The organism is Pseudomonas sp. LBUM1644, from assembly GCF_059716195.1.
The window spans coordinates 3,465,222-3,491,419 of the sequence record NZ_CP166812.1; the positions used below are offsets into that span (position 1 = coordinate 3,465,222).

At 59.4% G+C, this 26,198-nt stretch carries 23 protein-coding genes; 12 read left to right on the top strand and 11 right to left on the bottom strand.

All coding sequences use genetic code 11. The annotated features are described in order from the left end of the window. Positions 1 to 71 precede the first annotated feature (71 nt). Positions 72 to 338 carry a hypothetical protein gene (locus ACA052_RS15600; protein WP_497645681.1) on the top strand — a complete coding sequence of 89 codons (267 nt, stop codon included), beginning with the start codon at positions 72 to 74 and terminating at the stop codon, positions 336 to 338. A 371-nt stretch (positions 339 to 709) separates the two neighbouring features. Beyond that, positions 710 to 1,993 carry an NHL repeat-containing protein gene (locus ACA052_RS15605; protein WP_497645682.1) on the top strand — a complete coding sequence of 428 codons (1,284 nt, stop codon included), beginning with the start codon at positions 710 to 712 and terminating at the stop codon, positions 1,991 to 1,993. Positions 1,994 to 2,072: 79 nt separating this feature from the next. On the opposite strand, the gene ACA052_RS15610 is transcribed toward ACA052_RS15605, so the two are convergent. Genes ACA052_RS15610 through gnd form a run of 3 tightly spaced genes read right to left on the bottom strand, consistent with a single transcriptional unit; the run spans position 2,073 to position 5,430 of the window. Next, positions 2,073 to 2,897 (bottom strand): HAD family hydrolase, encoded by an 825-nt coding sequence (locus ACA052_RS15610; RefSeq protein WP_497645683.1) that lies wholly within the window; start codon positions 2,895 to 2,897, stop codon positions 2,073 to 2,075. Further along, positions 2,894 to 4,417 carry a glucose-6-phosphate dehydrogenase gene (gene zwf, locus ACA052_RS15615; protein ID WP_497645684.1) on the bottom strand — a complete coding sequence of 508 codons (1,524 nt, stop codon included), beginning with the start codon at positions 4,415 to 4,417 and terminating at the stop codon, positions 2,894 to 2,896. The genes ACA052_RS15610 and zwf overlap by 4 nt, the downstream gene beginning before the upstream one ends. Next, positions 4,414 to 5,430, bottom strand: a complete 1,017-nt coding sequence (gene gnd / locus ACA052_RS15620) for a phosphogluconate dehydrogenase (NAD(+)-dependent, decarboxylating) (protein WP_497645685.1) — start codon at positions 5,428 to 5,430, stop codon at positions 4,414 to 4,416. The genes zwf and gnd overlap by 4 nt, the downstream gene beginning before the upstream one ends. Positions 5,431 to 5,665: 235 nt before the next feature. Here gnd and ACA052_RS15625 point away from each other — a divergent pair, with 235 nt between their 5' ends. The 3 genes from ACA052_RS15625 (at position 5,666) to ACA052_RS15635 (ending at position 8,149) form a co-directional block, all read left to right on the top strand. Further along, complete coding sequence (locus ACA052_RS15625) at positions 5,666 to 5,848, top strand: DUF6026 family protein (RefSeq protein WP_497645686.1); 183 nt, start codon at positions 5,666 to 5,668, stop codon at positions 5,846 to 5,848. Positions 5,849 to 6,046: 198 nt separating this feature from the next. Further along, on the top strand, positions 6,047 to 7,783 hold the full coding sequence (locus tag ACA052_RS15630; RefSeq protein ID WP_497645687.1) for a phosphoethanolamine transferase CptA: 1,737 nt from the start codon (positions 6,047 to 6,049) through the stop codon (positions 7,781 to 7,783). Between the two features lie 150 nt (positions 7,784 to 7,933). Continuing rightward, positions 7,934 to 8,149, top strand: a complete 216-nt coding sequence (locus ACA052_RS15635; protein ID WP_497645688.1) for a hypothetical protein — start codon at positions 7,934 to 7,936, stop codon at positions 8,147 to 8,149. Positions 8,150 to 8,316: 167 nt separating this feature from the next. On the opposite strand, the gene ACA052_RS15640 is transcribed toward ACA052_RS15635, so the two are convergent. The 3 genes from ACA052_RS15640 to zapE form a co-directional block, all read right to left on the bottom strand. Then, entirely contained in the window at positions 8,317 to 8,808 is a 492-nt protein-coding gene (locus tag ACA052_RS15640; RefSeq protein WP_497645689.1) for a GNAT family N-acetyltransferase, read from the bottom strand. 90 nt (positions 8,809 to 8,898) lie between these two features. Then, complete coding sequence (locus ACA052_RS15645) at positions 8,899 to 9,480, bottom strand: DinB family protein (RefSeq protein ID WP_497645690.1); 582 nt, start codon at positions 9,478 to 9,480, stop codon at positions 8,899 to 8,901. 17 nt (positions 9,481 to 9,497) lie between these two features. After that, positions 9,498 to 10,616 (bottom strand): cell division protein ZapE, encoded by a 1,119-nt coding sequence (zapE, locus tag ACA052_RS15650; RefSeq protein ID WP_497645691.1) that lies wholly within the window; start codon positions 10,614 to 10,616, stop codon positions 9,498 to 9,500. A 141-nt stretch (positions 10,617 to 10,757) separates the two neighbouring features. Between zapE and ACA052_RS15655 the strand changes: the two genes are divergently transcribed. Beyond that, complete coding sequence (locus ACA052_RS15655; protein ID WP_497645692.1) at positions 10,758 to 11,810, top strand: aldo/keto reductase; 1,053 nt, start codon at positions 10,758 to 10,760, stop codon at positions 11,808 to 11,810. A gap of 148 nt (positions 11,811 to 11,958) precedes the next feature. Here the strand turns inward: ACA052_RS15655 and speB are convergent, their stop codons facing one another. Further along, positions 11,959 to 12,918, bottom strand: coding sequence for an agmatinase (gene speB / locus ACA052_RS15660; protein WP_497645693.1), 960 nt, complete (start codon positions 12,916 to 12,918; stop codon positions 11,959 to 11,961). 13 nt (positions 12,919 to 12,931) lie between these two features. Next, positions 12,932 to 14,023, bottom strand: a complete 1,092-nt coding sequence (locus ACA052_RS15665) for a polyamine ABC transporter substrate-binding protein (protein ID WP_497645694.1) — start codon at positions 14,021 to 14,023, stop codon at positions 12,932 to 12,934. Between the two features lie 101 nt (positions 14,024 to 14,124). Between ACA052_RS15665 and ACA052_RS15670 the strand changes: the two genes are divergently transcribed. From ACA052_RS15670 to ACA052_RS15680, 3 genes are all read left to right on the top strand, one after another. Beyond that, positions 14,125 to 15,018 (top strand): LysR family transcriptional regulator, encoded by an 894-nt coding sequence (locus ACA052_RS15670; protein ID WP_497645695.1) that lies wholly within the window; start codon positions 14,125 to 14,127, stop codon positions 15,016 to 15,018. A 129-nt stretch (positions 15,019 to 15,147) separates the two neighbouring features. Further along, complete coding sequence (locus tag ACA052_RS15675; RefSeq protein ID WP_497645696.1) at positions 15,148 to 16,620, top strand: nucleobase:cation symporter-2 family protein; 1,473 nt, start codon at positions 15,148 to 15,150, stop codon at positions 16,618 to 16,620. A gap of 58 nt (positions 16,621 to 16,678) precedes the next feature. Beyond that, positions 16,679 to 17,152: an LEA/WHy family protein gene (locus tag ACA052_RS15680; RefSeq protein ID WP_497645697.1), complete on the top strand. Its 474-nt coding sequence runs from the start codon at positions 16,679 to 16,681 to the stop codon at positions 17,150 to 17,152. Between the two features lie 152 nt (positions 17,153 to 17,304). Here the strand turns inward: ACA052_RS15680 and ACA052_RS15685 are convergent, their stop codons facing one another. Continuing rightward, positions 17,305 to 18,228: a carbon-nitrogen hydrolase family protein gene (locus tag ACA052_RS15685; RefSeq protein WP_497645698.1), complete on the bottom strand. Its 924-nt coding sequence runs from the start codon at positions 18,226 to 18,228 to the stop codon at positions 17,305 to 17,307. An 84-nt stretch (positions 18,229 to 18,312) separates the two neighbouring features. Between ACA052_RS15685 and ACA052_RS15690 the strand changes: the two genes are divergently transcribed. Next, entirely contained in the window at positions 18,313 to 19,230 is a 918-nt protein-coding gene (locus tag ACA052_RS15690) for a LysR family transcriptional regulator (protein ID WP_497645699.1), read from the top strand. On the opposite strand, the gene ACA052_RS15695 is transcribed toward ACA052_RS15690, so the two are convergent. Next, positions 19,231 to 19,482: a hypothetical protein gene (locus ACA052_RS15695; protein ID WP_010460650.1), complete on the bottom strand. Its 252-nt coding sequence runs from the start codon at positions 19,480 to 19,482 to the stop codon at positions 19,231 to 19,233. Positions 19,483 to 19,647: 165 nt separating this feature from the next. Between ACA052_RS15695 and ACA052_RS15700 the strand changes: the two genes are divergently transcribed. Then, positions 19,648 to 19,965, top strand: a complete 318-nt coding sequence (locus tag ACA052_RS15700) for an ElaB/YgaM/YqjD family protein (protein ID WP_497645700.1) — start codon at positions 19,648 to 19,650, stop codon at positions 19,963 to 19,965. Positions 19,966 to 20,090: 125 nt separating this feature from the next. Here ACA052_RS15700 and ACA052_RS15705 read toward each other — a convergent pair whose 3' ends face one another. Next, positions 20,091 to 21,131 (bottom strand): Ldh family oxidoreductase, encoded by a 1,041-nt coding sequence (locus ACA052_RS15705; RefSeq protein WP_497645701.1) that lies wholly within the window; start codon positions 21,129 to 21,131, stop codon positions 20,091 to 20,093. Positions 21,132 to 21,359: 228 nt separating this feature from the next. Here ACA052_RS15705 and ACA052_RS15710 point away from each other — a divergent pair, with 228 nt between their 5' ends. Next, positions 21,360 to 26,174 (top strand): dermonecrotic toxin domain-containing protein, encoded by a 4,815-nt coding sequence (locus tag ACA052_RS15710; RefSeq protein ID WP_497645702.1) that lies wholly within the window; start codon positions 21,360 to 21,362, stop codon positions 26,172 to 26,174. Positions 26,175 to 26,198 lie beyond the last annotated feature (24 nt).

Genomic DNA, 26,198 nt, shown 5'->3' on the forward strand with positions numbered 1-26,198 from the left:
CAAGTAACCAGCCGAGCGGTACGCCCAACCGTCGGCACTTCAATTGATTGGGCATACAGAGAGAAGAACCCATGAACGCCCCGCTCCGCATCAACGAAGCTCTTTTGATTGCCGACCGCGCCTTCAAGCCTTTCCAGTGCGTGGCCTGGGCACCACAGGACGGCAACGGTGAACTCAGCCTGACCGTGATTGACCGCACCAATGCCAATATAGGCCGCACGCTGATCCCAAGCAGTGCCTATACCGATCCGGAACAACTCGAATGCCTGCTCAAACAGGTCCGCGCCGAGTTGAGCCAGGAAGGCTACACGCTCCTGTCGTGGTCGATGCCACACTAATCGTAGTGCGGATTACTGTGCAGTAATCCGCACCCTCCTAGATCGTTAGTTAGCTGGCTTTTATTGCCAGCATTACGCGATCTTTCTAATCAAACTTAAATTACCCAATTACCGGCCAGTGTAGGAGCGAGCTCGCTCGCGATGGTCGTTAACGATAACGCGTGTTTACCGGTTAAAACGTGGCGCTCTTGAGTCCATCGCGAGCAAGCTCGCTCCTACAGTGGTTCGAAAAGACACTGTTCTGGCACAACGCGACCCTCCGCCTGTTAGTTGTGACAGTTGTGCAGCAAATCATTCAGGGATTGAATGTTCTCCTTATACAGTCGCCACCCCCACTACTGGATCAGGACGACTCGCAAGGAGATGCGTGCATGTCAATCCAGACCGCTTTTGCCTTACCTGCCACACGGACCGCCGCCGGAAGCGTCGATACGACGTTTGCCGCCCAAGGCAAAACCCAGGTGTACTTCGCCGGCAGCACCTCAAGCATGGCCAACGGGATCGCGATTGATGCACACGGCCGGTTTCTGGTCGCCGCGAAGGTCGGCATGTCAGGGGGCAGCCGCTTCGGACTGGCCCGCCTGTTGGAGGATGGCTCGGCAGACCTGGCATTCGGCAACCAAGGCAGCGTGATCGGGCAGTTCGAGCGCGGCTTCGAGGCCATGGCGGGCACCGTCCAACTACTGCCCGACGGCCACATTCTGGTGGCCGGCCTGCAATACGAAAATGCCCACCGCACCCTCCCGGCCCTGGCCTTGTTTGATCCGACCGGCCGCCCGGCCCAATGGTTTGGCGATAACGGACGCTGTGTGGTGCGCCTGCCGGGAGATCTCTCTCAAGGTTTGCGCGATGCCTGGCTGCCACCCGGTGTACCGGGCGCCGAGACCTGCGAGATGTCCGTGCAGGCCGATGGTCGCATCCTGCTGCTGGCCAATCATCACTTCGAGCTGGCCGATCACGCCGGCATCCTCATCCGCCTCAACAGCAATGGCTCATTGGACAAGACCTTCAACGGTCGTGGCTTCGTCGTGGTCAGGCACTTGCTGATGAACACCTGGCTCAACAGCATGAGGGTGCAGAACGATGGCCGGATCCTGGTGGGCGGTGCGATCAACTTCCCTGAAGAAGGCCTGCTGGCGCGCTATCACACGGATGGACGGCTCGACGACAGTTTCGCCGTGGATGGTTACATGACATTCAATGCGCAGGGGCGTAGCGCGCAGGTCAGCCAGATCGTCCAGCAGGAAAATGGCGATGTGCAATGTGTTGGCAGTAGCCGCGACCCGATGCATTGCATGGTTTTCAAAGTACACAACAACGGCCGTTCGGACAGCCATTGCAACGACGGCCAGCCTCAGTTGTTGGAAATCGGCCACAGTGGTTGTCAGTGGACGGCCGCCCACGCACTGCCGGACGGCAGCCTGCTGGCGGTCGGGGCAACGATCGGTGGCATCGAAGCAGATTTCATTCTGGCCCGATACCGGCCCGACGGGCTGCTCGATGACAGCTTTGACAATGGCTGGGTGCGCACCCGCCTGGGTCGCAGCCTCGATACCGCAACGTCATTGGCCGTGCAGGCTGACGGCAACATCGTAGTGGCCGGCTACTCGCTGGATGGCAACTATAAGGCGGTGGTCGTACGGTATCGGGGTTAAGTCAACGGGCAAGCCTCGCTCCTACAGATATCAGTGGACCGTAGGAGCCAGGCTTGCCCGCGAAGAACGATGACGCGACTTAACCTGCGTTAAGGATGTATCGCTCGATCGCTTGCGCTGCGCCGTCTTCGGTGTTGGCGCCGGTCACCACATCGGCCTGGCGCTTCACCGCTTCTTCCGCCTGCCCCATGGCAATCGACAGCCCGGCGCGATGAAACATCGCCGGGTCATTGCCGCCGTCGCCCATTGCGGCCGTGTGCGCCAACGGCACCCGCAAAAACTCGGCCAGGGTTACCAGCGCCGCGCCTTTGTTGGCCTGCATGGCGGTCACGTCGAGGTACACCGGCTGCGAACGCGAGACCTGCGCCTGGCCCTCGACCTTGGGCAGCAATTGCGCTTCCAGTTCGATCAACAATTGCGTGTTGTTACTGGTCGCGACGATCTTGTCGATACGCTCAAGAAAAGGCTCGAAACTCTCGACCACCACCGGCGGATAGCCCAGGCCATGTTGCTCACGCGGCACCATCGGGCCCGTTGGGTCCTTCAAGAGCCAGTCGCCGCCACTGAACACCCAGACTTCAACACCCGGTTGATCGGCGAACAAGGCCAACGCGATCAACGCGGCCGTTGCCGGCAAGTAATGCGCGACCAGCAAACTGCCGTCAGGATTGACGATCGTCCCGCCGTTGAACGCCGCCGTCGGCACGTCCACGCCCAAGGCTTCGATCTGTTGCAGCATGGCTTTCGGGGGACGACCGGTGGCCAGGCTGAACAGCACGCCCGCCTCGCGCAAGGAACGCACCGCATTGATGGTGCGCTGACTGAGGCTGTGATCGGGCAACAACAAAGTGCCGTCCATGTCACTCAGCAGAAAACGGATGGGGCGTTGCGCTGGGTCACTCATCCGAGGCTGTGCCAGACACGACCGTCGCGGGTCAGCAGGTCTTTTGCGGCCTGAGGCCCGTCCTCGCCCGCCGCATAGCTCTGAACGCTCGCATCCTGCTGCAAGGCATCGAGGAACGGCTGTACGGCGCGCCAGCCGTTCTCAATGTTGTCGGCGCGCTGGAACAGCGTCTGGTCGCCCGTCAGGCAATCGTAGATCAGCGTTTCATAGCCGGTGGACGGCTGCATTTCGAAAAAATCCTTGTAGGCAAAACCGAGTTCGATATTGGCCATCTTCAGCGCCGGACCGGGCCGTTTGGCCAACAGGTCGAACCACATCCCTTCGTTGGGTTGAATCTGGATCCGCAGATACGTCGGCTGAAGCTCATCGACCTCGGTGTCACGGAACTGCGCGTACGGCGCGGGTTTGAAACAGATGACGATCTCGGTGTCGCGCACGCTCATGCGCTTGCCCGTACGCAGGTAAAACGGCACGCCGACCCAGCGCCAGTTGTCGATCATGACTTTCAGCGCGACGTAGGTTTCGGTGTTGCTGTCGGGCGCCACATTGTTTTCCTGGCGATAACCCGGCAGCGGCTTGCCGTCGACCTCGCCCGCCGCGTACTGGCCACGCACCGAATTGGCCCGTGCCTCCTCGACCGACCAAGGGCGGATCGCGCCCACCACCTTGGCTTTTTCCCCGCGAACCGCATCGGCGCCAAACGCCGCAGGCGGTTCCATGGCCACCATTGCCAGCAACTGGAACAGGTGATTGGGCACCATGTCTCGCAAGGCGCCGGTGTGTTCATAAAAACTGCCACGGGTTTCCACGCCAACGGTCTCGGCGGCGGTAATTTGCACGTGGTCGATGTAGTGATTGTTCCAGAACGCTTCGAACAGGCTGTTGGAGAACCGGCTGATCAGAATGTTCTGCACGGTTTCCTTGCCCAGGTAATGGTCGATCCGGTAGATCTGGTTTTCCGTCATGACCTTGAGCAGACAAGCGTTCAAGGCTTCGGCGGTCGGCAGGTCGGAACCAAAGGGCTTTTCGATCACCACCCGCCTGAAGGCTTCAGGCGACTCCTGGAGCAAGCCGGCAGCGCCGAGTCGGCGCACCACCTCACTGAAAAAACGTGGCGCAGTGGCCAGGTAGAACACAGCGTTGCCAGTGCCACTGGCGGCGATTTTCGCCGCCAGGGCCTGATAGGTGCTGTCGTCCAGGAAATCGCCCTGGACGTAGCTGATGCCTTTGGCCAGCTTGGCCCACAACGCCGGGTCAAGGGCTTGATCACCCTTGCCGACTTTGGTGGCCACTTCGGTCCGAATGAAATCTTCGAGCTTCTGCGCAAAGGCCTCGTCGCTGATGGCGTTGTGGTCAACGCCGATGATCCGCAATCCATCCCCGAGCAGACCGTCGCGACTCAGGTTATACAGCGCCGGCATCAGCAAGCGCTTGACCAGGTCACCATGGGCACCGAACAAAAACAGCGTGGTGGGTGGCGCGGGTTCTGCCTTGGATTTATTGCGGATCAGACGGGTCATTTTTTCGCAGTCTCCACATGGCCGCCGAAGCCGAAGCGCTGGGCCGAAAGAATCTTGTCGCCAAAGGTGCCTTGCCCGCGCGAACGGTAGCGCGAGAACAGCGAGTTCGACAGCACCGGTACCGGCACCGATTGCTCCATGGCGGCTTCGATGGTCCAGCGACCTTCACCGCTGTCGGCCACCGAGCCAGAATAACCGTCGAGTTTCGGATCGCTGGCCAGCGCGTCGGCGGTCAGGTCGAGCAACCAGGACGACACCACGCTGCCACGACGCCAGACTTCGGCGATGTCGGCCACGTTCAGGTCGAAACGCTGGTCTTCCGGCAAATTCTCGCTGGCCTTGGTCTTGAGGATGTCGAAGCCCTCGGCGAACGCCTGCATCATTCCGTATTCGATGCCGTTGTGGATCATCTTCACGAAATGGCCAGAGCCGGCCGGACCGGCGTGGATGTAGCCGCGCTCGGCACGATCGTCATCCGACTTGCGATCCTTGGTGCGGGGGATGTCGCCCCTTCCCGGTGCCAGACTGTTGAACAGAGGGTCGAGACGTTTGACGGTCTCGGCATCGCCGCCAATCATCATGCAATATCCGCGTTCCAGGCCCCAGACGCCGCCGGAGGTGCCAACGTCGATATAGTGCAGGCCTTTTTCAGACAAGGTCTTTGCCCGGCGAATGTCATCTTTATAGAAGGTGTTGCCGCCGTCGATGATGGTATCGCCGGCTTCGAGCAAGGTGCTCAGGGTGTCGATGGTGTCTTCGGTCGGTGCGCCTGCCGGCAGCATGACCCACACCGCTCGTGGCTTGGCCAACCCCGCGACCAGCGCCGGCAAGTCGGCAACGCCGGTGGCGCCCTCTTCGCTCAAGCTCTCGACAAAGGCGTTATTGCGGTCGTACACAACGGTGGTATGGCCGTTGAGCATCAGGCGCCGCGCAATATTGCCGCCCATGCGGCCCAGTCCAATAATCCCGAGTTGCATGTGCTGATGCTCCCTACTACAAATAAAGTGTGTCATTGGTTATAGCCCAACGCGACTCATCGAGTTAGTCCAGCGTCGGGGCACATAGTTTCCGGGCATTGTGCCCGATACAGATTGATAACGTCGTAATTCAAGCCGAAGACACAACGACCACGAAAAATAAAAAAGTTCCCTTCCGGCGCAAAAGAAATCAAAATCAGCGCCGATAGTAAGTCAGCGTCCGATTCCGGCGCGGGTTTACAGTTGAAGCACGCCATTTGCGAGGTGAGCAATGGGCACAGTACATAAAGCACCACCGGTACAAACCCTCTACGTCACTGTCCGTCGTGATGAATTGCGCCAATTGAAGGACGAGAACGAACAGCTGAAGCAAGAGTTGGCTCAATTACGTCAACTGACACAAGAGAATCGGGCTCAGCCCATACCTGTCTTGCACCGCGCCCCTCACGCTTGAACCCCCTCGCTTGATTCGCAAGCAGCGTTTGCTGCTTGCGCTATGCTGTACCCCCCTGTCCGCCCCGGCGATTCACGAAGTTTTCACATCTGCTTGGTGATACTCCGGTTCATTATGGCCGCGTGTTAGCTGCGTGGTGCCCGTTCGTCGGTGACATGAAGTCTCGGCGGTGGAAGTGATTTCTGGTTGGAGCGTTGCATGTCTTTGTTTAAACGCAGCAGTACGTCTGCGAAAGGTTTCGATTGGGCAGGTTTTCTCTGGCTGTTCCTGTTCTTCTGGTATTTTTCCGGCATTACCCAGCTACTGATCCAACTGACGGGAACGTCCGGCTTCACCGGGTTCCGCCAAGCCTTCGTCATGAGCGCCATCTGGCTGGCTCCGATGCTGCTGTTCCCGAGACAAACCCGTGTCATGGCCGCGTTTATCGGTGTCGTGTTGTGGGCCTGCTCGATGGCCAGCCTCGGTTACTTCTTCATCTACCAGCAGGAATTTTCGCAGAGCGTCATCTTCATCATGTTCGAGTCGAACATCTCTGAAGCTGGCGAGTACATGACCCAGTATTTCGCCTGGTGGATGGTGGCGGCATTCCTCGCCCATACACTATTTGCCTGGTTCCTGTGGACGCGGCTGCGCCCGGTGTACATGCCTCGAGGCCGTGCGCTGGTGGCCGCAACGGCGATTGTGGTGGCCGTGGTGGGTTATCCGCTGATCAAACAGACGATGCGCACCGGCAACTTCGCCGACGGTTTCGAAAAATTCGAAACCCGTATCGAACCGGCAGTGCCATGGCAGATGGCCGTGGCCTATCACCGCTATCTCGATACGCTGGCCGGCATGCAGGACATGTTGCACAGCGCGAGCAAGATTCCGCCGCTGCACAACCTCAAGGACACGATGGCCAATCAACCAGCGACCCTCGTCCTGGTGATTGGCGAATCGACCAATCGCCAGCGCATGAGCCTGTACGGCTACCCTCGGGAAACCACGCCGGAGCTGGACAAACTCAAGGATCAACTGGCGGTCTTCAATAACGTCATTACTCCGCGTCCCTATACCATCGAGGCGTTGCAGCAGGTGCTGACCTTCGCCGACGAAGAAAACCCGGACCTGTACCTGTCGACGCCGTCGCTGGTCAGCATGATGAAACAGGCAGGCTACAAGACCTTCTGGATCACCAACCAGCAGACCATGACCAAGCGCAACACCATGCTCACGACGTTCTCCGAGCAGGCCGACGAGCAGGTGTACCTGAACAACAATCGCAACCAGAATGCCGCGCAATATGACGGCGATGTCATCGAGCCGTTCAACAAGGCCCTGGCTGACGCGGCACCGCGCAAGTTGATCGTCGTACATTTGCTCGGCACGCACATGAGCTACCAGTACCGCTACCCGTCGAACTTCGACAAGTTCAAGGATCGCACCGGCGTGCCGGCCGGTGTGCGTGACGATCAGGTGCCGACTTACAACAGCTATGACAACGCGGTGCTGTACAACGACTTCGTGGTGTCCAGCCTGATCAAGGACTACGCCAAGTCCGATCCGAACGGCTTCCTGCTGTACCTCTCCGACCACGGCGAAGACGTTTTCGACTCTGCCGGCCATGACACCCTGGGTCGCAACGAAAACAAGCCGACGGCGCCGATGTACACCATCCCGTTCATGGCCTGGGCTTCGCCGAAATGGCGCGAAAACCATAACTGGAACTTCGCCCAGGACCTCGGTCGTCCTTACAGCAGCTCGCACTTGATCCATACCTGGGCGGACCTTGCCGGCCTGAGTTTCGATGAACTCGATCACAGCAAGAGCCTGGTCAGTGACAGCTTCAAGGCCCGCCCACTGTTGATCGGCAATCCCTATGAGCGCGAGCAAAAGGCATTGATCGACTTCAGCCTGATGAAACCCAAGGCTGTGCCGCAAGTCGTTCAACAGTAAAGCTTCAGGGGCCGGTTCCGGCCCCTTCCCCCTCCCCTCCCTTCACACTCTATCGCCGTTAATTCCCAATTAACCGATTCGGCGGATAATGACCCGGCAACATTGATTCATGGACGAAAAGCATCCGACATCCAGAGTGGGAGGCACACCATGAAACATTCACCCGTGATCATCGCTGGCCTGATGACGTTCGTTTCGTCCACCGCTTTTGCTGAAGGTGGCGCTGAACGTATGCGGTATTACTTCGCGAACTTCCCGGTTGGCCAACATCAGGAACAGAGCAAGGCCAACGCGAGCAAGAATGGTGAAATCTGGGTTCCAGACGACCAGACTGCGCAAGTGACCGAAACCTACAGGCCGACATGACCGAGGAAATGGGACGAAGCTCAATTTGTAGGAGCTGCCGCAGGCTGCGATCTGTTGATCTTTTTTTTAAAAGCAAGATCAACAGATCGCAGCCTGCGGCAGCTCCTACAAAGGGTGTTTGTTGCTTTTAGCATCGGGCCAGACGGACGCCGTTTATGCGCAACGCATCAAAGCGCCTTGGTCCAGAACAGCATCCGGCCGTGCGCCGGGTCGAACATGCCGGCCGCAAAGCCGAACTTGCCGTACGACGCCTGGGCAATCGCATTGCCTTCCAGTACTTCCAGCGTGATTTTGCAGCAACCGCGCTGACGGGCGATGTCCTCGACCTTCTGCAGCATCTTCTGGCTCAAACCCAGCCCGCGAAACTGACTCACCACTGCCACATCATGCACGTTGACCAACGGCCTACAGGCAAAGGTCGAGAACCCTTCAAAGCAATTGACCAGCCCTGCCGGCTCGCCACCGACAAACGCCAGCACACTGAACGCGTGGGGACGCTTGGCCAGCTCTGCTGGAAGCTGTTCCAGCACGTCGGCCGGTAACGAATGGCCGCCACCCATCGGGTCCTCGGCGTAATGGTTCAACACCAGGCGAATCGCCTCGGCATGCACCGGGTTGGTGTAGCTGGCCTGAAGCACAAGTATTTCTGCGGATTCCATTTCCATCCTCGATAACACATGAAGTAAACGCACAAGATCAAAAGATCGCAGCCTTCGGCAGCTCCTACAAGGGCTGCGATCTTTTGATCTTTAATGCCCCCAAATCAACGCCTCAGTCCACCCAAGCTCGGCAAAATCCTCATCCCTCAACCCCGACTCGCCGGCACAGAAGAACTCGTCCAGTTGCGGCGGCTTGACCGAAGTGCCGCTGAGCATGGCGTGAACCTGCCCGCGATGGTGGATCTGGTGTTCGAACAGATGGGAGAGCATGCGCAAGCGGCTGTCATGTTGCGGCGTGTCCCGGGCGATGGTCACGAGCTTGGCAAGGTCGGCGTCGCGCATTTGTTCGCAATAAGCAATCAGTCGCCGGTCCACCAGCGCTTGTTCGCGCTTGAGATCTTCGCCTTGGGTGAACGGCTCGTCCTGCTTGAAAAACACCGTGCACTCGGGATGCGGGTCATCGCCGCGCAACTCGCGCTCCAGCGCGTCCATGTAAAACCAGTCGCAGGTCAAAATGTGATTGAGGGTAGCGCGCAGGCTGGGGAAGAAGCTGACCCGTGACGCCGCCAGTTCGGTCGCGCTCAACTGGCCCCAGGCCTTGGCGAGTCGATGGTTGGCCCAGGCGTTCTGATAAGCCATGGTCAGCAAATGGTGGGACAAGGGCTGAGTCATGTTCGCGGCTCCTTGGTTCAAGCGTCGGCGAAGCGTTGTAGCTGCATTTCCTGAAGACGGCTGAGGGTGCGGCGAAACGGGAATTGCAGATAACCCTCGGTGTAGAGCGAAGCCATCGGCACCTGCGCCTCAAGGTACAGCGGCACCTTACGGTCGTAGCACTCGTCCACCAGGGCAATGAAGCGCCGGACACCGTCGTCATGCACCGACAACTGCGGCAATTCGCGATCCCCCGCAGCCACACGCTCGGCACCGTCTTCAGTGCCGCGGGCAATGCGTCCTTCGCGTTTTTGCGCGCTGAGGTTGGGCACGTCACTCAACAGAATAGCGCTGAAGGTGTCGCACAGGGCCATGAAATCCATGGCTGCAAACGGCTGCTCACACAGGTCGGCGTAGCGAGTCCAGAGCACGGTTGCACTGGCCTGCACCACGTTGAGGGAACGGTAGCCGACGTTGATCGGGTCGCTGGATGTTGACTGGCCGAGGGTCAAGGCGTTGAACACGTCGCTCAAAGCGCTGGCCTGGCCGGGCGCGGCCACCCAGTAACGTTGCAGACCCGCACCGGGATGCAGTCGATGATCTTCGCTACCGTCCACCGCGATCACCTGCATGTGCTTTTTGATCGCCTCGATCGCCGGCATGAAGCGGTCGCGGTTGAAGCCATCGGCGTACAGCTGATCCGGCGGTTGATTGGAGGTGCAGACCACCACCACGCCCTGCTCGAACATCACCTGGAACAACCGCCCGAGAATGATGGCGTCGCCGATGTCATTGACGAACAACTCGTCGAAGCAGAGCACCCGCACTTCCTCGCTCAATTCCCGAGCGAGCGCCTTCAACGGGTCGGCGGTCCCGGTCAGTTGAAACGAACGCTGATGCACCCAGCCCATGAAGTGGTGAAAGTGTTGGCGTCGGGCCGGGACCTTCAGACTTTGGTAGAACTGGTCCATCAACCAGGTTTTACCGCGCCCGACCGGCCCCCACAGGTAAACGCCGGTGATCGACGTGCGCCCCTCGTGCAAGGCTTCGTAGCATTTCTGCAACGCCCAGACGGCATGTTCCTGAGCCTCGTCCTGAACGAAGCCTTTTTGTTCGATGGCGTGCTGCCAGGCGCTGAGCGGGGAGTCGTCATTCATGCGCGGCAGTATGCCACGACCTCCGCCCTTCATCCCTTAATGAAAAAGCGTCTTGACGATGAATATTATTCACATCATATTTAATACATGTCGCTAGACATTTATATTTAGTTCCGACGTCTTTCCTTCAGGAGTCATCCCATGCACTACAAAGTTTTCGGCCGCAAAACCGGCTTGCGCGTTTCGGAACTGGCGTTGGGCGCCGGCAACTTCGGCACCGGTTGGGGGCATGGCGCCGAACGTGACGAAGCCAAGCGCATTTTTGATGGTTACCTCGAAGCCGGCGGCAACTTCATCGACACCGCCAACGGTTATCAGGCTGGCCAGTCGGAAGCGATGCTCAGTGAATTCATCGCGGCGGAGCGGGATCGCTTGGTGATTGCCACCAAATACACCTTGGGGACTACGCCCGCCGCAGGCATTTCCCACACCGGCAACAACCGCAAGAATCTGGTTCGCGCAGTAGAAGAAAGCCTGACACGGCTCAAGATCGATCACATCGACCTGTTCTGGGCCCACATGAGCGACGGCGTGACGCCCATGGAAGAAATCCTGCGCGGTTTCGACGATCTGGTGCGCGCCGGCAAGATTCACTATGCCGGGCTGTCGAACTTCCCGGCGTGGCGCATCGCTCGCGCCGACGTGTTGGCCGAGGTTCGCGGTTTTTCACCAATAGCAGCGATCCAGGTCGAATACAGCCTCGCCGAGCGCTCGGCCGAACGTGAACAGTTGCCCATGGCCGAAGCGCTGGGGTTGGCCGCGACGTTGTGGTCACCGCTTGGTGGCGGGTTTCTCACGGGCAAATATCGAAGCAGCGAAGCGGACAATCGCGCGACCAAGCTCGGCATGCTGGTCCACGCCGAGAAAGGCGCCCGGGAAACCGCACTGCTCGACACCTTGCTGGCCGTCGCCGTGGAACAGGTCGCCAGCCCGACTCACGTGGCGATCGCCTGGCTGCGGGAAAAAGCCAAACGTTCAACCACGACGCTGATCCCGATTCTCGGCTCGCGTACCCGTGAACAACTGGATGCGACGCTGGGGGCGCTGGAGGTGCAACTGAGTGCCGATCAGCTGTCGCGACTTGATGGCGTGAGTGAGGTGGCGAAGGGTGTACCGCATGAGTCCATTGCCGGCTCGGTGGCGCGGTTTACGGGTGGTCAAATACTGGACCTGCCGATTATCCCGGTGGCCTGAAATAGCTTCGCGGGCAAGCCCGCTCCCACAGGATTTGCATAGAACCTGTGGGAGCGGGCTTGCTCGCGAAGGGGCCATGTCAGCCAACATCCCTGTCGACTGACACATCGCTTTCGCGAGCAAGCCCGCTCCCACATTGGTCCGTGTACTAACGATCTACTTTATGTCTGGCCGCATACAGGCACAGCATCTCCATCGCCAACGTCGCTGCCGCCAGTGACGTAATCTCCGCGCTGTCGTAAGCCGGCGCCACTTCCACTACGTCCATTCCCACGAGATTGATGCCACGCAAGCCGCCGAGGATTTCCAGCGCCTGCACCGTGCTCAAGCCGCCGCATACCGGCGTTCCCGTGCCCGGAGCGAAGGCCGGGTCGAGGCAGTCGATGTCGAACGTCAAATACACCGGGTGATCGCCGACCCGCGCCCGAATGGCTTCCACGATCGCGTCCACCCCTTGTCGATGCACCTGCCGCGCATCCAGCACCTCAAACCCTTGGTGATCATCGTTGGTGGTGCGCAAACCGATCTGCACCGAACGTGACGGGTCCACCAGACCTTCCTTAGCCGCGTGCCAGAACATGGTTCCGTGATCGATCCGCTTGCCACCTTCATCCGGCCAGGTATCACTGTGGGCGTCGAAGTGAATCAGCGACAGCGGACCGTGCTTGCGGGCATGGGCCTTGAGCAGCGGATAGGTGATGAAGTGATCGCCACCGAACGTCAGCATCGCGCTGCCAGCGTTGAGAATGTGCTCGGCGTGGGCTTCGATGCTTTCCGGCACCGATTGCGGCGTGCCGGAATCAAAGTCGCAATCGCCATAGTCGATCACCGCCAAATGATCGAACGGGTCGAATGTCCAAGGCCAGTGGCGTTCCCAGGCAATCCCGGTGGACGCGGCACGAATGCCGCGCGGTCCGAAACGCGCGCCGGGACGGTTACTGGTGGCGGTGTCGAACGGGACACCGCTGACCGCTACGTCGACACCCCGCAAGTCGCGGCTGTAGCGGCGACGCATGAAACTGGTGATACCGGCGTAGGTACTTTCTGCGGCAGTTCCGTAGAGACTGTCACGGGTGATCGCTTGATCGTTTTGCATCGGGACGTCCATCTCGGGTTCCTTATTATTGGCGGCTACGGAAAGCGGTCCACAGGCGCGTGCGCAGGCGCATGTCCTTGAGGCTCATGCTGCGGTCCGCGTACAGCCGATCGCGAACGTCGGCAGGTGGGTAAATGTCCGGATCGGTGCGCACGGCTTCATCCACCAGCGGCGTGGCTGCCTGGTTGGCCGTGGCAAAAAACAAGGTGTTGGTCAGCGCCGCGACGGACTCCGGACGCAGCATGAATTCAATGAACTGGCGAGCCGCTTCGGGATGCGGTGCGTCCTTGGGGATCGCCAGGTTGTCCTGCCACACGATCGTGCCTTCCTTGGGAATCCGGTAGGCGATTTCGTAGGGTTTATTGGCCTTGTGCGCCTGATCGGCGGCCATGCTGGCATCACCGTTGTAGGCCAGAGCGAGGCAGACGCTGCCGTTGGCCAGGTCGTTGATCTGCCGACCGCTGGCGACGTACAGCACATTGGGCTGCAACTGATGCAGTAACGCTTGCGCCGCGTCGAGATCCTTCGTGTCGGTGCTGTAGGGGTCTTTCCCCAGATAGTGCAACGCGAGACCGATCACCTCCTGCGGCGAATCGATAATTGCAATGCCACAGTCTTTCAGTTTGCTGGCGTATTCCGGCTTGAACAGCAAATCCAGACTGTTGAGCGCCACGCCGGGCAAGCGCTTCTGCACCGCCTCGACATTCATCCCGAGCCCTAGCGTTCCCCAGGTATAAGGCACGCCGTATTGATTGCCGGGGTCGACAGCAGCCAGTTTTTCCAACAAATCCGGATCGAGGTTGGCATAGCCTTTCAGGCCTTCGTGAGGAATCGCCTTAAGCGCACCCGCCGCCAGTCCACGGGCCAGAACGCTGGAGGACGGCACCACCACGTCGTAACCGCTGCCACCGGTGAGCAGTTTGGTTTCGAGCACTTCCGGCGCATCGAAGGTGTCGTAGCGCACGTGAATGCCGGTTTCCTGCTCGAAACGCTGCAACGTCTCGGGGGCGACGTAATCGGCCCAACTGTAGAGATTGACTACCTTGTCCTCGGCCTGCGCCGATACGGCCATGGCGAGGAACATCGCGGGGAAACACAGCTTGTATACGGGAGCCATGACGAACACCTGACCAGGGGAAGTGGCTGCAGCATGCGTCGTCGGATACATTGGCGAAATATCAAGTTTGTTAACCTGACTTTATCCTGGAGTAATGTTTGATGCTGGGCCAACTGCACGACCTGGACCTGCAATTGCTGCGCCTTTTCGTCAACGTGGTGGAATGTGGTGGCTTCAGCGCTGCCCAGGGCGAACTGGGCCTGAGCCAGTCGAGCATCAGCCAGCAAATGGCCAGGCTCGAAACCCGGCTCGGCTATCGACTGTGCAGTCGCGGCAAGGGTGGATTCAAAGTCACGCCAAAAGGCGAGCAACTGCTGACAGCGACCCGCGGGCTGTTCGAATCTATCGAAGCGTTCCGTCATCAATCCAATGGTGTGGCCGGGCGCTTGATCGGCGAGGTGCGCCTGGGATTGTCCGAAGCGCTGGATCAATCGGTGCTGCGGCGGGTGGCTGACGCGATCCGGCGCTTTCGCGAGCGCGATCAATCGGTGCGTATCGAGTTGATGAGTGCCATGCCTGGCGAAATGGAGCGGTTGTTGTTGCAGAAGCGGCTGGACTTGGCCATCGGCTATTTTTCACAGGTGCAGAGCGCTTTCGACTACCGCGAACTGTTCAGCGAAACCCAGCACTTGTATTGCGCCCCCGGGCACCCGTTGTTCACCGATGACGCGCCCGACGATCAGGCGCTCCAGGCCTGCGACCGGGTCGATCACCCCTACCGCTTCCTGCGCAGCGACGAGCCCTTCCAGGGCAAGCTGTGTTCGGCGCGCTCGGAACAGGTAGAGGGCACCCTCGCCTTTATTCTGTCCGGCAAGCACGTTGGGTATTTGCCCAGCCACTATGCGAAGAGCTGGGAGGATAAGGGTTTGCTCAGGGCCCTGCGTCTCGACGACGTGAGTTTTGACGTGGCGTTTCATCTGGCGCGCCATCGCGCCCAAGTGCCGGGGGATGCGCAGAAGGCGTTTGAGGAGGATTTGCTGGCGGCGTTTGCTTGAAGATCAAAAGATCGCAGCCTTCGGCAGCTCCTACATGAGATCGGTGTAGGCGCTGCCGAAGGCTGCGATCTTTTGATCTTTCTGGCATCCTGCGCGTCCGTTTTTGACCTGGCCTCCGGCACTTTCCTCGTGACTTCATCTGAACTTGCAAAACCCCAGCCACGCTCCGACCTGATTTACGGCCTCAACGACCGCCCGCACCTGACCGCTACCCTGTTCGCCGCCCTGCAACACGTACTCGCCAGTTTCGTCGGCATCATTACCCCGACGCTGATCATGGGTGGCGCGCTCGGCCTGCAAAGCGAAGTGCCTTATCTGATCAGCATGGCGCTGTTTGTTTCAGGCTTGGGCACTTTCGTACAGGCGCGGCGGTTCGGTCCGGTCGGCTCTGGACTGCTGTGCCTGCAAGGCACCAGTTTTTCGTTCATCAGTGTGATTCTCAGTGCCGGTTTCATGGTCAAGGCTCGAGGCGGTGGCACCGATGAAATCCTCTCGACGATCTTCGGCGTGTGCTTTTTCGCCGCCTTCATCGAAGTGGTGTTGAGCCAATTCATCGGCAAACTGCGGATGCTGATCACGCCGGTGGTGACGGGCACGATCATCACGCTGATGGGTCTGTCGTTGATCAAAGTCGCCATGACCGACATTGCCGGCGGCTTTGGGGCGGCGGACCTTGGCGCGGCCAGCCACCTTGCGCTGGCGGCATTGGTGCTCGGGAGCATCGTGGTGCTGAACCGGGTGGATGTGCCGTTCTTGCGCCTCGGCGCGATTGTTATCGGCCTGACCCTCGGCTATGTCGTGGCCTGGTTCATGGGCCACGTGGATTTCAGCAGCCTGCCCGCCGTACCGCTGATGAGCGTGCCAGTGCCGTTCAAGTACGGCTTCCATTTCGATTGGGTGGCGTTTGTGCCGGTCGCGGTGATTTTCCTGGTGTCGCCACTCGAAGCCGCTGGCGACCTGACCGCCAATTCGATGATTTCCCGGCAACCGGTCAAAGGTCCGATCTACATCCGCCGCATAAAGTCCGGCCTGCTCGCCGATGGCCTCAACTCGGCCATGGCGGCCGTGTTCAACAGCATGCCGATGGTGACCTTCGCCCAGAACAACGGCGTGATCCAGCTGACCGGTGTTGCCAGCCGCTATGTGGCGTTCTTCATCGCCGGATTGCTGGTGGTGCTGGGGTTGTTCCCGATGATCGGCGCGGTGCTGCAGTTGATGCCGAAACCGGTGCTCGGTGGCGCCGAGCTCGTCATGTTCGGTACCGTCGCCGTGGCGGGGATCAAGATTCTCGCCGAAGCGGGCCTGCATCGGCGCAACATGCTGATCGTGGCGATCTCCCTCGGCATGGGCCTGGGTGTCGCCGCCGTTCCCGAAGTGTTGCGCGAGCTGCCCAAGGCGCTGCACAACATCTTCGAATCGCCAATTACGGTCGGCGCGTTGTGCGCTATCGTGCTGAACATATTCCTGCCCGAAGAATTCATTGAGCTGGAGGAAGACGATTTCGACCCGGAAGCCTCGATCCTGCAAGTCATGGAAAACCCGGATATGCCGGCCAAAGGTGAACCCGCAACGCCTGTGGTGGTCGCACAGTTGAACCGCTAGAAATGCTCAAGGGTTGAGCCGCTGCCGGTTCAGCCCTTTTTGATATGAGAGCACCTCCATGCGCAGTGTCCACGCCGTCATCCTTGCCCTGTCTCTGCTCTCCCTCAGCGCCTGTGCCCTGTTCCCCAATCGCGACCCGCTGAACATCAATGTGGTCGGCTTCGAGCCGCTGCAAAGCCAGGACATGGAAGTGCGTTTTGCCGTGAAAATACGCGTGCAGAACCCCAATGAAAACGCCATCGACTACAACGGCGTGGCCCTGGACCTGGAGGTCAACGGCCAGCCACTCGCCTCCGGTGTCAGCGATCAATCGGGCACGATTGCACGCTTTTCCGAAACCGTGCTGACGGTACCCGTGAGCGTTTCGGCGTTCTCGGTACTGCGCCAGACCTTGGGCCTGAGCCAGACGCAAACCCTGAACAACCTGCCTTACGTGCTGCGCGGGAAATTGGCCGGGGGGTTGTTCGGCACGATGCGCTTTACCGACAGTGGCAAACTCAGCCTGCCAACCGCCACTACCGGCACCTGGTAATACCCCTGAACGCCTGATCCTGCGCCCATTGGAATTGGCCGATGCTGCCCTGTAGGAGCTGCCGAAATCTGCGATCTTTTGATCTTCGGCGAGACCTGATCCGCCAAGAATCAAGATCAAAAGATCGCAGCCTTCGGCAGCTCCTACAGGGGTTATGGGTTGAAACGGACGCCGGGTTTGGCGCGTTCGTCTACGGTCAACTCGAACACGTCAGGGCGTGCGTAATGGCCAACCACGTCGAAGTCGTAACGGGCGCGGATCAGGTCATCCGTGTCGATCTCGGCGGTGAGCAAACCCGGCCCGCCACGTAGCGGCCCGGCCAATACATCCCCCATCGGCCCGACAATCACGCTGCCCCCGGCAATCAATGGCCGGTCCGCCGGCCAGTTGGCAATCTCCACGCCCAGGGCCTGTGGTGAATCCTGAACCTGGCAGGCGCTCACTACGAAGCAGCGGCCCTCGTGGGCGATGTGGCGCATGCTGACCTGCCACATCTCCCGCTCGTCCACCGTCGGCGCGCACCACACCTGAACACCCTTGGCGTACATCGCGGTGCGCAGCAGCGGCATCATGTTCTCCCAGCACACCACCGCGCCAACGCGCCCGACCTGGCTGTCGATCACCGGCAGCGTCGAACCATCGCCCTTGCCCCAGATCAGCCGCTCAGTGCCGGTGGGCATCAGCTTGCGGTGCTTGGCCACGAGCCCGGCCTGCGGATCGAAATACAATGCCGTGCAGTGCAACGTACTGCCGGCGCGCTCGATGACGCCGATCACCAGATTGGCCCCAGTGCGGGCCGACAGCGCGGCGAGCGCTTCGGTTTCCGCGCCGGGCACGTCGATAGCGTTGGAGAAATAGCGGGCAAAGGCTTCTCGACCTTCCGGCAATCGATAGCCCAGTTGAGTGCCGAAGTTCTCGCCTTTCGGATAGCCACCGAGCAAGGCTTCGGGCATGACCACCAGCGCCGCGCCGGAGTCGATTATCGCGTTTTCATAGGACAGGATTTGCTCCAGGGTTTCAGCCTTGCCGCCGGGCAAGGCGCCGAGTTGCAGTGCAGCCACGATTGATTTAGGCATCTCGATCACTCCATTCGCCTCAGGTGTTGCTCATTCTCAGGTGCCACGGGATCATGAATAAAGCCCGACTCACTGCTGAATGATATGAACCCGATGAATATCGCCACCGTCGATCTCAACCTGCTGAAAGTGTTCGAAGCCTTGCACGAGGAATCCAGCGCCAGCCGTGCGGCACTGCGCCTGGGCGTAACGCAATCGGCGGTCAGTGCGGCGTTGCGCCGACTGCGGGAGCTGTATGGCGATCAACTGTTCGTGCGCACCGGTCGCGGCCTTGCGCCGACACTCAAAGCGAACCAGTTGAAACCGGTTGTCAGCGATGCGCTCAACAAATGCCGGCAAAGCCTGGCGATGGTCGATCCTTCCGCCCATCAGTACGACGGACGCTCGGTCTCGGTGGGTTTATCCGATGATTTCGAGATTGCCTACGGCCGGCGCTTGATCGAAGAAATCGCTCGTAGCGCCCCGAAGCTAAGGCTGATCTTCCGGCAGACCCACAGTCAGATCGTTGCTCACGCACTGTTGGAACGCAGTATCGACCTGGCAATTACGGCCGGTGGTTTTGCCGAGCGTTTGCTCAGCCGCCAGGTGTTGGGCGAAGGCAATTATCTGTGCCTGGTGGACCCGCTCAGTCTGGACGAGGGCCAGCAGACGCTTGGCCTGGAGGAGTTCGTCACGCGCGAACACATCCTGGTGTCATCGGGCGGTTTTATCGGGATCACCGATGAAGGGTTGGCGGCGCTGGGCCTGACTCGGCGGGTGTGTGCGTCGACTACGCACTTTGCGGCATTGCCGTATCTGCTCAAGGGCAGTCAGGCGGTGGCGACCATTCCGGCGCATGCCGCCCGAAGCATCGCGGCACTCAGTGGCCTGGCGCTGCTGCCCTGCCCTCTGGCGCTGCCGCGTTATCCAATTGAGCTGGGGTGGCGCACCAGCACCCAGCTCGATCCGGTGGTATTGAAAGTACGCGAAGCCATTGCCGCAATTTTTGTGTCGGGATCGTAATTATTTGGCGGCCATCAGGCGGTTGACTTCACTGCGCACCATGTTGGCAAATTCAGGCGGCGACATGGCGTCGAGTTCGGCGCGGACCCACTCAGCCCATTTGCCTTTGCGCTTGGCGCGCTCACCGAACAACCGCGCGGCCTCGCCCTTGGACTTGCCCAGGTTGCTTTGCCAAAGATCGAACAGACGGGATTTCTCGTCTTCAAGCGCCGCACGCTCGGCAAGGGGTTTGTCGGCCAGATTGAAGCTCATGGGAAGTTACCTGCTGCGTAAATAGGCGACATCTTACACTGTAGGAAGAAATGTCCTGCGCTGGATTTTTCTACCGCGTGACGTCTGCGCGCAAAATCACTGCAACTTTTTCAGTCGCCACAGACTCCATTGTTCACTGACTATCCACCCGCAAGGAGTACCCCAATGGCCCGGAAAACCGCCGCACAAGTCGCCGAAGACCAAATCAAGGACCAAGCGTTCAGCGAACTTCAATCGCTGATCGAAGAGTCGGAAAAACTGCTCAAGAGCAGCGCTTCACTGGTGGGAGAGGAAGCTGAAACGCTTCGCGGGCAAATCGCCCTGAAACTCCAGCAGGCACGGGACTCGGTCACCAGCGTACGCGACCGGACGTTACCCGCGGTCGAAGCCACTGAAACCTATATCGGTGGTCATCCATGGCAAACCGTGGCCATTTCGGCAGGCTTTGGCCTTGTGGTCGGGTTGCTGCTCGGCCGACGTTAATCAGCTCTGCTTTTTGTAGGAGCGAGCTCGCTCGCGATGGATTCCGAAGCACCGCGTTTATCCAGTAATCACGCGTTTTCGTTATCGACCATCGCGAGCGAGCTCGCTCCTACAGTGTGTTCAGCCTATAGCCCCGCCAATTCCCGCAGATCCGCCAACGTCTGTGCATCCAGCGCAATTCCCTGATCAGTGGCCTTGGCCCGTTGCTGGTGGCGACGATCACCTGGCAAACGCTTGAGACCGACGCCGTGCATCTGCCGGACCAATTCCTGACTGCGCTCGGCAAAATTCTGCCCGGCGGCCTTGCTCGGGTCGATCACGATCAACAGCTGCCCGGTCCAGGGTGTCTTGGCCCCTGGATGGTTCGACCAATCAAACTCGAACGAAAAATTGCCACCGGTCAACGCCGCGGCCAACAGCTCGACCATCATCGACAGCGCCGAGCCCTTGTGCCCGCCGAACGGCAGCAACGCGCCGCCTTCGAGAATCGCTTTCGGGTCCTGCGTCGGCTGGCCGAGGCTGTCCACGCCCATACCCGCCGGCAAGCGCTCGCCCTTGCGTGCAGCGATCTGCACATCGCCATGGGCAATGGCACTGGTGGCCAGGTCGAAGACAATCGGGGCACCGTCGGCCCGAGGCGCGGCGAAGGCAATCGGGTTAGTCCCGAACAACGGGCGATCGGCGCCGTGTGGCACCACGCAGGTCATGCTGTTGACCACGCTCAGCGCCACCAACCCTTCATAGGCGAACGGCTCGACATCTGGCCACAAGGCCGCGAAGTGATGGGAGTTACGAATCGCCAGCACCGCAATCCCTGCGCTACGAGCCTTTTCTACCATTAGGGAACGTGCCGCGGCGAGCGCCGGCTGGGCAAACCCGTTAGCGGCGTCGACCCGGACGAAGCCGGAGGCGACGTCTTCGACCACGGGCACTGCCTGGCCATTGACCCAGCCGCTCTTGAGTGTCGAGACATACCCGGGAATGCGGAACACACCATGACTGTGGGCGCCATCGCGTTCGGCACCGGCGCAATTGAGGGCCAGTGTCCTGGCGACATCGGCAGACGTGCCGTGGCGCGTGAAAATCTGCTCAAGCAATAGAACGAGCGCGTCGAAATCGAGCGATTGAGTGTTCGAACTGACGGCCACTTTGGGCGTTGCGGTCATCTGAAGCTCCAATTTTTTTATTGAGTACGGGCACCAGGGAGGAACGTAGTTGCACGGCAACCAAAAGCAGACGTCGATTAAGCGCTGTTTTACCGGCGTCCTGTCAAGTCTCGACCGCGGGTTCGTTCAAGCAATATGTACCGCACCCGGCCTGTGGGGTGACGGTAATGTTTTTACTCGACCCAACAACCTGCGAGGTCTCCCCCTCGCAGCACATCGAGGAAAAACATGACAACTCCCTCACTGCCGTATTTTTTCGACGAAGCAGAGCGTGCTTCCAGTGCCAAGCAACCCGGCGAGCGCGAAAAAGCGCTGAACTTGACCAAGAATGACCTGAATTGGCTGAAACGCGTTTATCTGGCTACACGTGCAGCCCGCACCGACAAAAACGACCCCATGCACGTCTACCGTCTACTGCTGGACCGGGCGGGCAAAACCGGTATTCCCTTGGCCGGGGCCTTCGCCATGAGCCGGCCTGACGATGGAGAGGTCACGCTCTACACCCCCAGGAAAGGCCTGATCAAGTTCGCCGACATGGCCGACCTCAAAAGCAAGCTCAAAGAATGGCTGGCGCAGCCCCAAGAACAACTCGAACTGCTGCGCTATCTCTCCATGGAACAACGCCAAACCGTACTGGCCGCGGCTGCGCCCGACATTTCCACGGAAGAAATCCAGGCGGCGATATTCCAGGACCAGGCGCTCATCCTTGAGCAAAATCAGGCGCACAACCTCCAGGCGATGATGGCTGAACTGGTCAAGCTCCCCTCCCCGCAATCGATGCTGGACGAGACCCTCAAAAACGCGCTGTTCAAGCCCTTCCCCACACTGGACCAGCGGCTTACGCGACTGAAGAGCTTTGTCGGCACGGTTTCCGCCTTCGACACCAGGGACTACGCCCACACAATGTCTTCGCTTTCACTAAGCGATGCCCTTCTGCAGTACTACCTGACCAACCAATGGCCCGCTGGCGATTCCAGGGTATTTTCCAATCCCGGGCTCGCCGTGAGCAGCGACGCCGATAACCAGGCCTGGGAAAGCGCAGTCAAGGAGATCGCACAAAGTTTCACGCCCCACTTGCACAGCCTGCTCGAGACGTTCTGGAACACGCCCCTGAGTAATGGGCTGTCACGCTCGGCGTTTTTTGCCGAAGGTCTGCGCGACACTTATCACGTCAATCTTTTACTGCAGCGTCAAAAAGAAGTGCTGACGACGGAGGACTACCAGTTCTTGATGAATGTCAGCCTAGCGTCTGCCTCGGACGATACGCTGCGCATCGAAAAAGTCCGGGTCACCGCCCCGTTGAAGCACTACGCCGAGCTGGCTTGCACCCTGATGATCGGAAGCAAAGACACCCTCGGTTATCTGTATACCCAATCCAGAGGCATCGAAGCCACGAGCGACCTGGCCGAGCTCAAAAAGATCGTGTTGGACATGATGCAAAGCGAAGGCCATGAAGACATGCTGCTCAATTTCATGTCACTTGACGAATACGGCACGTTTCTTTCACTGGAGCCGAATGAGCGCATGATTGTCGGAGAACCGATTGTCAGTCCGGTGTTTGAACAGTTGATGACGGACGTCATTGGCAAACAACAGAGGAACCTGGTCTTTGCCTTGAGCCGCTACCGTGAAAGTGAAGGCACGCTTGACCCGCATGCCTTGCTCGACAAGGCGCTGGACGTGCGGGGGCTGATCGATGATCGGCTGTTGGCCGCCGATGCCGCCGGACGCTGGAGCACGCAGGCAGACCGACGCTGGCACGCGCAACCGGCGACCGTGCGCGCCGAGACTGCCAAACAGCAGTTGGCACAGCTCACCACTGTCCAGCAGGCGCTCGACCAATTGCTGGAACAACACCCTGCCATTCCTGCCACGACACGCACCGCCACCGAGGCGCAGAGTATCGTCGCTTCATCGCTGAACGACCTGCAATCGAGTTTCACCCATACCCTCTCGACGGCCTTGCGCAGCGAACTCAACCTGCACACCGTCGCACGCACGCTGGGCATTACAGAACAGGCAATCATCAAGACAGTGCTCGATACCCCGGTGCGCCTGCAACGCGGGGCGTTGAACGGTTTTCTGCCTGACGTGTTCGCACTTTCCCTGAAGGCCGGCGACTCGGCGGACGTGCTGAAACTGGCCAGTTGTTTTGTGCTCACCGAACGGGGAGGCCTTGACCCGGAACACTCGGGTAAAGCCATCGCATGGTCCCCGGCGCGAGGGTTTGAAGCGTTCCCCTCATTGACGCCCTTGCTGGCCGAGCTCAAACGACGTCTTCAGGATTTCGATGAGCGCACCACCCTTCTGGAAAACCTCGGCCTCAACGAGCGATTGCCTGGCCTGACCTACACCCTGGCACCGCTGCAACGGATAGACGGGCATTTCCTCGATCACGTGCAAAAGCCTTTTGTCCAACTGGACCAGGCGAGCGTAGCCCAGGCACTGGCCTCGGCGCTCCCCACCACGATCTTGACCCGCCTTCTGCAGTGGGTGGCGTTGCGCGAGCCGAAGACGGGTTTGCACCGTGCAACGGAAATGGCCCTGGCCCTGACAACCCAGCAAAAACTGTCGGCATGGCTGGCCAAGGCGCCCATCAAGGATCAGATACTGCATGCGGAACTGCTTCAGCAATACCTCAATAATGTCAGCGAAGGGCAAGACTACCTGAGCGGTATTCGCTCCCTGGCGCGCACGGCGCATCTTGAACTTCAAAAACAACTCAAGGCGGACACCTTCGACCTTGATCCGGACAAGGTCGAGGTCCAGATCAGCTCACGCCGGATATCCGCGGCCAGCACTCAAACCCTGACCGAATTTGCCTTGAGCCACCTTCAGGATTTGGAGGCCGCCCGCTTCAAACTGGTATCGCTTGATGCCACGGTGATTCCTGAAGAAGTCGACGAACGCTACATCAAAGACCTGATACGCAACCTGAAGCTGGGCGAGCATCAGCAGACGGTTCTGAACGAAGCCTTTGCCGACACCCACGCTGGCTCAGCCGTCCGCAAGAAGCGCTTTTACAGCCAATTACCCTGGCAACTGATGCATTACGCCCACAGCGAAAAATTGCAGGAACGTCTGAGTGAGGCAGGATTTGACCTGATCCGGCAAGTCATGGACATGCCCGACGCCATTGCCCGTGCGGCAGTCGACGGTGCACAGGCGATCATCCGCCCGCTTGAATTCATAGGACTCAAGAAGGACCAGACGATCAAGGTGCCCGGCCTCTACTTGATCAACTCAACGTCTGACAACACAGGGCCGCACATCCTTCTCGCACCCTACAGCCCCCGGCACGGATTGAAAGAATACGAAAATGAACAACAACTGCTGACCGAATTGGAGACCCAGGGCGCCTTGCACGACTGGGTACTCAGGAATCTGCCGCCACCCGATCGAACCCTGCTGCAAACCCGGGCGACGCCCGGCAAGGGCCTTGGGGAAGTGACGCTGGCGTCGACCCCGATCAAGGGGAATCTGTTCGCAAACCTGTTCAAGGACAACGCCGCACTGTTGGCCCGACTTTTGGGTTGTCAGTCAGACGAAAAGGGGCAAAGCGAATGGGCCACCATCAAGCATGTGCTGGGGGAAGACCTGCATGCAGCCTTTACGTTTTTGACCGGTAAGATTGCCTACCCGGTCACCGTGTGGCGCAGTTATCGCGATATCAAACAGTCCGCCGAGGACCTTCAAACGCACAAATGGGGGGCTGCGTTAAAGGCGTTTATCAGCGGCATCGCGCAACTCGCCTCGTTGCGTCAATCGATGTTGCCCCATGCCCTGCCATCTTCGATCGTGAGCAAGCCTGCACCCGAAACACCCATCCCCCGCTTTAAATGGCAGGACGTCGACATCACGGCGCCCGAACGGACCCAGCTGCAGCGTCACGAGAAAACCGACCTCGACCTGGGCTCAATGACCTTGAACCCGGCGCTGGGCCTGTACACCGACCCGACGACAAAAACACTGCACGGGCCGATTGAAGGCAAGGTGTATCCGGTCGAAAAACGGGGTAATCGCTGGCGAATCTTCGGCAACAAGATCCGGGGCCCCTATGTGCGCCAAATCAGTTCAAAACAGTGGATTCTGGAAACGGAAAATCTCGATCCACGCTACGGCCTGCTTAACAGGCTGGAGACCATGCTGACGGCCGACGCAGGGATGAGCGTCGAAGCCACAGGATTGCGAGAAATACGCTCGCTGTTTCCTTTCCGGGCCCGAATGATTGATGAAGGGCTGGACCTCGCGACCACTTATGCGTGGAACAGCTTTCGGAACCTGCAATTACTGAAGGATCCCACGCTGGCGGGCACGCCGACGCATACGCTCATCAAGGCATTTCTGGGAGTGCAAACCGTGGTACCCCAGCATGTTGAACAGCTTGAAAAGGTTGTAACCGACATTTTTTCAGCCCTGCTGGACCCGACACTCAGGCACCTCAAGTCCAACCGCTTTGCGGTTGGAGACGTCCTCCAGGACCCGACGCATACGTTTGCCTTTACCGTCCCAAGGGACGCGGAACGCCGAATCTACCTGGCGGAAAGGTTCTTCCATCCCGGGTTCGAATACTACCGCGAGCACCTGACTGACACCGCGTTTCCTATCAGTGTCCATGCCCGTGCGACGACGCTGATCCATGAACTGTCGCACATTGCCTGCAAAGCCGAAGACATCACCTATCTCGATCCCGGTAGACCGTTTGCCGACCTGATAAACACGTCAACGACCGCGGGCCAAAGCCTCAAAGATGCGTTGAGCGAACTTCAGGCCACCGCCCTGTCGATCAAGACGCCATTGACTGAACTGTTCATGAGTTACGCCCCGGATACCCGCACGTGGACAGACTTGGGCGAAGTTGAAGAAACCGAGACAGCAAAAAAACGTGTTTTGGCCCTGACCGACCAATACAACCTGAGCGGTGCCCGTGACGTCTTCAAGAAAAATCCACTGATCAGGCTGTCGGTGCAACTCAGTAACGCCGACAGCATTGCTTGGTTGATCAGTCATCTGGGGCGACAGTTGCACGCCAGCAACCCATGAATTGAAAAATAAGTACGACTTTGA